Annotated in this window: 8 protein-coding genes; 3 read left to right on the forward strand and 5 right to left on the reverse strand. The window is 70.0% G+C overall.

Features of this window, described 5'->3' with window-relative positions:
- The first annotated feature begins 63 nt into the window (after nucleotides 1-63).
- The 3 genes from hpt (at nucleotide 64) to folE (ending at nucleotide 4,406) form a co-directional block, all read left to right on the forward strand.
- A complete protein-coding gene (gene hpt / locus AB0D49_RS35740; RefSeq protein ID WP_362766289.1) occupies nucleotides 64-624 on the forward strand; it encodes a hypoxanthine phosphoribosyltransferase in 561 nt (186 codons plus the stop codon).
- A gap of 242 nt (nucleotides 625-866) precedes the next feature.
- A complete protein-coding gene (gene ftsH / locus AB0D49_RS35745; RefSeq protein WP_362766243.1) occupies nucleotides 867-2,909 on the forward strand; it encodes an ATP-dependent zinc metalloprotease FtsH in 2,043 nt (680 codons plus the stop codon).
- A gap of 891 nt (nucleotides 2,910-3,800) precedes the next feature.
- Nucleotides 3,801-4,406 carry a GTP cyclohydrolase I FolE gene (gene folE / locus AB0D49_RS35750; protein WP_362766246.1) on the forward strand — a complete coding sequence of 202 codons (606 nt, stop codon included), beginning with the start codon at nucleotides 3,801-3,803 and terminating at the stop codon, nucleotides 4,404-4,406.
- 20 nt (nucleotides 4,407-4,426) lie between these two features.
- On the opposite strand, the gene AB0D49_RS35755 is transcribed toward folE, so the two are convergent.
- The 5 genes from AB0D49_RS35755 to folP all read right to left on the reverse strand — a co-directional run bounded on the left by AB0D49_RS35755 (nucleotide 4,427) and on the right by folP (nucleotide 7,725).
- Nucleotides 4,427-4,918: a DUF3180 domain-containing protein gene (locus tag AB0D49_RS35755; RefSeq protein ID WP_362766249.1), complete on the reverse strand. Its 492-nt coding sequence runs from the start codon at nucleotides 4,916-4,918 to the stop codon at nucleotides 4,427-4,429.
- Between the two features lie 128 nt (nucleotides 4,919-5,046).
- Entirely contained in the window at nucleotides 5,047-5,655 is a 609-nt protein-coding gene (folK, locus tag AB0D49_RS35760; protein ID WP_362766252.1) for a 2-amino-4-hydroxy-6-hydroxymethyldihydropteridine diphosphokinase, read from the reverse strand.
- The gene (gene folB, locus AB0D49_RS35765; RefSeq protein ID WP_362766255.1) at nucleotides 5,652-6,011 is read right to left on the reverse strand and encodes a dihydroneopterin aldolase; all 360 of its coding nucleotides are present in this window, start codon (nucleotides 6,009-6,011) and stop codon (nucleotides 5,652-5,654) included. The genes folK and folB overlap by 4 nt, the downstream gene beginning before the upstream one ends.
- A gap of 284 nt (nucleotides 6,012-6,295) precedes the next feature.
- A complete protein-coding gene (locus AB0D49_RS35770; RefSeq protein ID WP_362766258.1) occupies nucleotides 6,296-6,817 on the reverse strand; it encodes a nuclear transport factor 2 family protein in 522 nt (173 codons plus the stop codon).
- The gene (gene folP / locus AB0D49_RS35775; RefSeq protein WP_362766261.1) at nucleotides 6,814-7,725 is read right to left on the reverse strand and encodes a dihydropteroate synthase; all 912 of its coding nucleotides are present in this window, start codon (nucleotides 7,723-7,725) and stop codon (nucleotides 6,814-6,816) included. The genes AB0D49_RS35770 and folP overlap by 4 nt, the downstream gene beginning before the upstream one ends.
- Nucleotides 7,726-7,939: the final 214 nt, after the last annotated feature.

Raw genomic sequence — 7,939 nt, forward strand, 5'->3', positions numbered from 1 at the left:
CGACACCCCTCCGGACCCCCTCCGGCGCGGGGTCCCGGTCAGCCGGTGGGACGACCGAAAGTGATGCGGGTGGACGCGAAAGACATGGGTGCCGACCTCCAGCAGGTGCTCATCACCAAGGAAGAGATCGACGCCAAGCTGACCGAGCTGGCCGCCAAGATCGACGCCGAGTACGCGGGCAAGGACCTGCTTCTCGTCGGTGTCCTCAAGGGCGCGGTGATGGTCATGGCCGACCTCGCCCGAGCGCTGTCCACCCCCGTCACCATGGACTGGATGGCGGTGTCCTCGTACGGCGCGGGCACCCAGTCCTCCGGTGTGGTGCGCATCCTCAAGGACCTCGACACCGACATCAAGGGACGGCATGTACTGATCGTCGAGGACATCATCGACTCCGGTCTGACGCTGTCCTGGCTGCTGTCCAACCTCGGTTCGCGCGAGCCCGAGTCGCTGAAGGTGTGCACCCTGCTGCGCAAGCCCGACGCGGCGAAGGTCGCCATCGACGTCGAGTGGGTGGGTTTCGACATCCCCAACGAGTTCGTCGTCGGCTACGGCCTGGACTTCGCGGAGAAGTACCGCAACCTGCCGTTCGTCGGCACGCTCGCGCCCCACGTCTACGGCGGCTGAGCCCCCGCGGCGGGGATGACCGCCGCCCCCGCCGTACGGGCAGCCGGTGCCGCTGATCCGGACGGACCAAGGGGAACGAGCAGATCGGGAACCCCAGCGGGTTCCGCGCCGTTGGAGCATGCGTAGACGGGAATGCCAGCCGTCCCCTGCATCTTCGGGCGACAATGCTGGGGTACCTTCAGAAGAACTGTCTTATCAAACTCACTATGGCAGGAGGGACGGGGCGGCACCGCTCCGTGTGGATGGACGTGAAGCGATACTTCCGTGGGCCGGTCATGTGGATCGTGCTGGCCGTCCTTGCCGTGGTCGTGTTGATGCAGGTCGTCGGCTCGTCCGGCGGCTACAAGACGGTGGACACCGGCCAGGTCGTCCAGGCGATCAACGAGAACCGGGTGGACGCGGCCAAGCTGACCACCGGCGACGAGCAGACCATCAAGGTCACGCTCAAGGACGGCCAGAAGATCGAGGGCAGCTCCAAGATCCAGGCCAGCTACATTGGCGACCAGGGCGTCACCATCGCCAATACGTTGCAGACGAAATACCAGGACAAGCAGATTCCGGACGGCTATACGGTCTCGCCGTCCAAGCAGAACCCGTTCGTCGGCATTCTGCTCTCCCTGCTCCCCTTCGTCCTGATCGTCGTCGTCTTCCTGTTCCTGATGAATCAGATGCAGGGCGGCGGCTCCCGGGTGATGAACTTCGGCAAGTCGAAGGCCAAGCTCATCACCAAGGACACACCGAAGACGACCTTCGCGGACGTCGCCGGTTCGGACGAGGCGGTCGAGGAACTCCACGAGATCAAGGAGTTCCTCCAGGAGCCGGCGAAGTTCCAGGCCGTGGGCGCCAAGATCCCCAAGGGCGTACTGCTCTACGGGCCTCCCGGCACCGGTAAGACGCTCCTCGCGCGGGCCGTGGCCGGCGAGGCGGGCGTGCCGTTCTACTCGATCTCCGGGTCCGACTTCGTCGAGATGTTCGTCGGTGTCGGTGCCTCCCGGGTCCGCGACCTCTTCGAGCAGGCCAAGGCGAACGCCCCGGCGATCGTCTTCGTCGACGAGATCGACGCGGTCGGCCGCCACCGCGGCGCCGGCCTCGGCGGTGGTCACGACGAGCGCGAGCAGACCCTCAACCAGCTGCTGGTCGAGATGGACGGCTTCGACGTCAAGGGCGGTGTGATCCTGATCGCCGCCACCAACCGTCCCGACATCCTCGACCCGGCGCTGCTGCGCCCCGGCCGTTTCGACCGCCAGATCGCGGTGGACCGTCCGGACATGCAGGGCCGACTGGAGATCCTCAAGGTCCACCAGAAGGGCAAGCCGGTCGCCCCGGACGTCGACCTGTCCGCCGTCGCCCGCCGCACGCCGGGCTTCACGGGCGCCGACCTGTCGAACGTGCTGAACGAAGCCGCGCTCCTCACGGCGCGCAGCGACAAGAAGCTGATCGACAACCAGATGCTGGACGAGGCGATCGACCGTGTGGTCGCGGGCCCGCAGAAGCGGACCCGGATCATGTCGGACAAGGAGAAGAAGATCACCGCGTACCACGAGGGCGGACACGCCCTGGTCGCGGCGGCCTCACCGAACTCCGACCCGGTCCACAAGATCACCATCCTGTCCCGGGGCCGGGCCCTCGGCTACACGATGGTGCTCCCGGACGAGGACAAGTACTCCACCACCCGCAACGAGATGCTCGACCAGCTCGCCTACATGCTGGGGGGTCGCGCGGCCGAGGAACTGGTCTTCCACGACCCGACCACGGGCGCCGCGAACGACATCGAGAAGGCCACCACCACGGCCCGCGCGATGGTCACCCAGTACGGCATGACCGAGCGGCTCGGCGCCATCAAGTTCGGCGGCGACAACACCGAGCCCTTCCTCGGCCGTGAGATGGCGCACCAGCGCGACTACTCGGAAGAGGTCGCCGCGCTGGTGGACGAAGAAGTCAAGAAGCTGATCGAGAACGCGCACAACGAGGCGTGGGAGATCCTGGTCGAGAACCGGGACGTCCTGGACAACCTCGTGCTGGCGCTGCTGGAGAAGGAGACGCTGGGCAAGGAGGAGATCGCCGAGGTCTTCGCCACGATCGTCAAGCGTCCCCCGCGGCCGGCCTGGACCGGCTCCTCCCGCCGCACCCCGTCGACCCGTCCGCCGGTGCTCTCCCCCAAGGAGCTGGCCCTGACGAACGGCGCCAACGGAGCGACTCCGGCGATCACGACGGCCAAGGCCACGCCTACGGAGCCTGCCGCTCCTGCGGCGGAGCCGGCTCCTGAGGAGCGGCCGGAGGGCTGATCAGCGGGGGATCGGTCGAGGATCGATCTGCTGAGACACCGATTGAGCTGGAGGGCACTGCCGACCCTGGGAGGGGTGGGTGGTGCCCTTTGGTTTGGGCGGGGTGGGGTGGGAGTTGTGGTCGCGTTCTGGTCGGGATGGGGCTCTGGTCGGGTGCTCCGGCCGGGAGGGGGGGGCTCTGGTCGGGAGGGGGCTCCGGTCGGTGCTCCGGCCGGGCGTTCTGGGCCGGGGCGGTCGACTTGGGGGGCCTCGCCGGTGGGAGGTTGGCCGCGTCCGGTGTCTGGGCCCGGCTTGGTGTGCTCCGCTCTGCGGCTCCGGCCGTGGGCTTCCCGGTTCCGCCGGTCGGCTCGGTCGGTCGGCTCCGTTCGGCGGCGCCATGGGGCGGCACGGCTCGTCTGCTCGGCCGGTCTGGCTCTGCCTCGTCTCCGCTGGTCGGCTTCCTCTGTCGGTCGCGGCTCGGCCGTGGCTCGGCTGTTGCTCCGCCGTCGCTCTGCCGGTCGTCTCCGCTGGTCGGCTTGCCCCGCCAGCCGTCGGCTCCGCCGGTCTGGGTCCGTCGGTTGAATCTTTCGGTCGGCTTCGGCGGTCCCTCCGCCAGTCGATTCCGTTGGTCCGGTCTCCTCGGTCGGCTCCCTTGGTCCGGCCCCGCCGATCGGGCCCCGCCGATCGGCCCCGTCGTCTTGCTCCGCCGGTCCGGCTTCATGGATCGGCTCCGGCGATCGGCCTTCGGTGGAGCCGTTTCCGTCCCGCTGGGCGCTTACGGGTCCTTCGGCCCCATCCGGCCCGGAATGGATGCCGTGCACCCCTGGTTCTAGCCTGGGGGGCGCGGCATTCCCCTATGCCCGCAGATGAGACGCGCGGGCACCGCGCGACGCGCACAGGAACGAGGCACCAATGACCGACCCCGTGACGCTGGACGGCGAGCGCCCGATAGGCGAGTTCGACGAGAAGCGTGCCGAGAACGCCGTACGCGAGCTGCTCATCGCGGTGGGTGAGGACCCGGACCGGGAGGGCCTGAGGGAGACGCCGGCGCGGGTGGCGCGGGCGTACAAGGAGATCTTCGCGGGGTTGTGGCAGGAGCCGGAGGATGTGCTGACCACGACGTTCGACCTCGGGCACGACGAGATGGTGCTGGTGAAGGACATCGAGGTGTACTCGACCTGTGAGCACCATCTCGTTCCGTTCCGGGGGGTCGCGCATGTCGGGTACATCCCGTCGACCAGCGGCAAGATCACGGGGCTGTCGAAGCTGGCCCGGCTGGTGGACGTCTACGCCCGCAGGCCGCAGGTGCAGGAACGGATGACCACGCAGATCGCGGACTCGCTGATGGAGATCCTGGAGCCGCGCGGTGTGATCGTGGTCGTGGAGTGCGAGCACATGTGCATGTCGATGCGGGGCATCCGCAAGCCGGGCGCCAAGACGATCACCTCGGCCGTGCGGGGGCAGCTGCGGGACGCGGCCACCCGGAACGAGGCGATGAGCCTGATCATGGCCCGCTGACGCCCGGCGCGGGAGCGGGGTCAGGCGGCCGGGGCCGCGCCGGTGTTGTGGTCGTGCTCGTCGTCGTCCGGGAGCTTGCAGACATGCTCCAGGAACAGGGCCGCCGCTATGACGGCGATGCCCGCCAGGACCGAGAGACCGGCGTAGATGGCTTGATCGCGACGGGCCGGGACGTCGAGCAGCTCCAGCAGGAAGATGCCCGTGCCGCCGTACATCCCGGCGACCAGGGCGGCCACCAGGGCGCTGGCCTGACCGAAGACGACCGCGCGGGCGGCCATCAGCGGGTCGACGCCCTTGGCGCCCGGCTCGCGCTCGCGCTGCGCCTTGAGACGGGCGCGCAGCGAGAGCGCGGTGGACAGCAGGACGACCGCGATCAGGGCGAGGACGATGGGGGCGGCGAGCGGGACGCTGGGGAGCGTGCCCACCGAGTTCCACAGGCGGGCAGCCGCCCAGGACAGCACTCCGGCGACGACGAAGACGCCGATCAGCAGCCTGATGCGCAGCTCTCTCACGGTGTTCCTTCAGCTCCCCCGTCGATGGGACGTCGTCCATGGGCGGTCGTCGGTGAACGGTCGTCGGTGGACGGTCCGCCGCCGTACGACCGTGGGCGGCGGACCCGCGGTCGTGTTGACCTTAACGACTATTCGGGCAGGTGGAGTTCCAGGTCGGCGCGGGCCGCCACACCTTCGCGGCCGATACCGGCCAGCAGGTCGGCGATCGCGCCCTGACCGGGCAGCAGGGCCTCGGGGTCCACGTCGTACCAGGGCGCGAGCACGAAGGCGCGTTCGTGGGCCCGGGGGTGGGGGAGGGTGAGCTGTGGGTCGTCGGAGACCACGTCCGCGTACGAGACGATGTCGACGTCGAGGGTGCGCGGGCCCCAGCGCTCGTCGCGGACGCGGCGGAAGGCGTCCTCGACCGCGTGTGCCCGCTCCAGCAGGGAGGAGGGCGGGAGGGTGGTCTTGAGGACCACCACCGCGTTGAAGTACGACGGCTGGCTGCCCGCTTCGACGCCCCAGGGCTCGGTCTCGTAGACCGGTGAGACCGCCTTGACGCGGACGCCCGGGGTGTCCTCCAGGGCGTCGATGGCGCCCTGGAGGGTCTCCAGACGGTTGCCCAGGTTGGAGCCGAGGGCGATGACGGCTCTTCGCGGGTTCTGGAGGGTGGTGTCGGCGGCGTCGACCTGCTCGACGACGGAGGCGGGCACCGGCTGTACGGTCGGGTCGCTGTGACCCCCGGTGAATGCGGTCATACTCGGCTCCGGGTGATGGTGACGGTCACGTCGTCGAAGGGGACCGTGATCGGCGCGTCCGGTTTGTGGACGCAGACCTCGACCTGCTGGACCCCTTCGTGCTTCAGACAGACCTGTGCGATGCGCTCGGCGAGCGTCTCGATGAGGTTGACGGGTTCGCCCTCGACGACGGCGACGACCTCCTCGGCGACGATGCCGTAGTGGACGGTCTTCTCCAGGTCGTCGTCGGCCGCCGCCGGGCGCGTGTCCAGCCCCAGGGTCAGGTCCACGATGAAGGTCTGGCCCTCCTCGCGCTCCTTGGGGAACACCCCGTGGTGCCCGCGGGCCTTCAGGCCGCGCAGCGCGACACGATCCACGCGAATCACTCCTGCAATCGTCGGTGGGGGCCGGTCCGTGCCGTGTGCGGGCGGACGGGCGGCTTCGATCGAATCTACCTGCGGGCACTGACAGTCCCGGGCCGCGGGGGTCCGGGGCCGGGTGGGGGCCGGAGGATTCATCGGGCGTTTCCCCTGGGGAACCTGGTCGCTCATGGGTAGGTAGCCGCGCCTACCCAGGGGTAGGTGATTCCAACCACCCTGGGGTGCGGGGCGACCCTTATGGGCCCTCCGGCCATGAGGGGTCGTGCGGTGCGGCGACCCCCTCAGGAGAGCGTGTCGTCCGGAGCGGGTGGTTCATCCGGTTCGTCCTCGTCGTGCTCGGCCAGGACCGGGGAGGCGTGGTGCGACCAGAGCTTCCAGCCGTCGTCGGTGCGCCGGAACACGTTCGTGGCCACCACCAGCTGCCCCACCAGAGGGCCCAGCTCCCCGCCCTCCTCGGGCGCGGGACCGCCGCTGAGGATGTTCTCGGTGCAGGTCACCAGGGCGGTGTCGCCGGTCACGGACACATGGACGTCGGTGAGGAAGAACTGGATGTAGTCGGTGTTCGCCATGATCAGCGCGTACGACCGCAGCACTTCGCCGCGTCCGGTGAGCACCGGCCAGCCCGGATGCACACAGGAGATCACCCCGGTGTCCGCCGGGTCGTGGTACTCCTCGTCGACGCCGAGGTCGGAGGGGGTGAGCCAGTGCGTGGACACCGCCTCGAAGTCGCCGCGCTCCAGTGCCTCGTAGAAGGCGGTGTTGGCGGCTTCCACCTGTTCGACATCGGTATGGGGGGCGCTCACCTGGCTCCTTCGGTCGGCTGAGCGTCGGGGGAGGGGGTGGTGCTCTGCTCGCGGGCCTCTTCCACCGCGCGGGCGACGCGTACGGCGTCCGCGGTCGCGCTGACCTCGTGCACCCGTACGGCCCACGCGCCCGCGTACGCGGCGAGCGCGGAGACGGCCGCGGTGGCCGCGTCGCGCTCCCGCGCGGGGGGCGGTGCGCTCTGCGGCCCGGCCAGGACCCGCCCCAGGAACCGCTTCCGGGAGGCGGCGACCAGGACGGGGTGGCCGAGCGAGTTCAGCCGGTCGAGACCGGCGAGCAGCGCGAGGTCGTGCTCGGCCTGCTTGGAGAAGCCGAGGCCGGGGTCGACGACGACCCGGTCGGCGGCGATCCCGCCCTCCAGGACGGCCCGTACGCGCGCGTGCAGCTCGTCCACGACCTCGGTGACGACGTCGTCGTAGGAGCCCTGGACGTTGCCGCCCGCGAGGAAGCCGCGCCAGTGCATGACGACGAAGGGCGCGCCGCTCGCGGCGACCGCCGGGATCATCGCGGGGTCGGCGAGGCCGCCGCTGACGTCGTTGACGAGACGGGCGCCGGCGGCGAGGGCCTGTTCGGCGACCGAGGCGCGCATGGTGTCGACGGAGATCACCGCGCCTTCGGCGGCGAGACCGCGGACGACCGGGACGACCCGGCGCAGTTCCTCCTCCTCGTCGACACGGGTGGCGCCGGGGCGGGTGGACTCGCCGCCCACGTCGATCAGGTCGGCGCCCTCGGAGATCAGGTCGAGGCCGTGCTTGACGGCGGCCGTCGTGTCGAACCAGCGGCCTCCGTCGGAGAAGGAGTCCGGGGTCACGTTCACGACCCCCATGACCGCGCAGCGGTCCCATGACGGGAGTCCCGCGACGCTCCGGCGTCCGATCTGCTTGCTCATACGTTCAGCGTAGGCCCCTCGGTGCGGCGGTTCGCCTGGCCACCGCGCCGGGGGCGGTGGGGGCGGGGATACGGGTGGTGCCGGCGCCGTGCCGCTTCGTCGTGGTCGTCGGGGGGAGGGCGGCGCACCCACCCACTGTGAGCCGAACAAAGAGAAGGAGCCCGTGATGGTGACGGACGACAACTCCACGGCAGCGGCACCCATCACGGCACTG

This window comes from Streptomyces sp. NPDC048290, from assembly GCF_040652095.1.
Classification (GTDB): domain Bacteria; phylum Actinomycetota; class Actinomycetes; order Streptomycetales; family Streptomycetaceae; genus Streptomyces.

Bases quoted from the DNA above. Each gene is read 5' to 3' on its own strand.
- hpt (WP_362766289.1), top strand. From the start codon at position 64: ATGCGGGTGGACGCGAAAGACATGGGTGCCGACCTCCAGCAGGTGCTC.
- ftsH (WP_362766243.1), top strand. From the start codon at position 867: ATGGACGTGAAGCGATACTTCCGTGGGCCGGTCATGTGGATCGTGCTG.
- folE (WP_362766246.1), top strand. From the start codon at position 3,801: ATGACCGACCCCGTGACGCTGGACGGCGAGCGCCCGATAGGCGAGTTC.
- folK (WP_362766252.1), bottom strand. From the start codon at position 5,655: ATGACCGCATTCACCGGGGGTCACAGCGACCCGACCGTACAGCCGGTG.
- folP (WP_362766261.1), bottom strand. From the start codon at position 7,725: ATGAGCAAGCAGATCGGACGCCGGAGCGTCGCGGGACTCCCGTCATGG.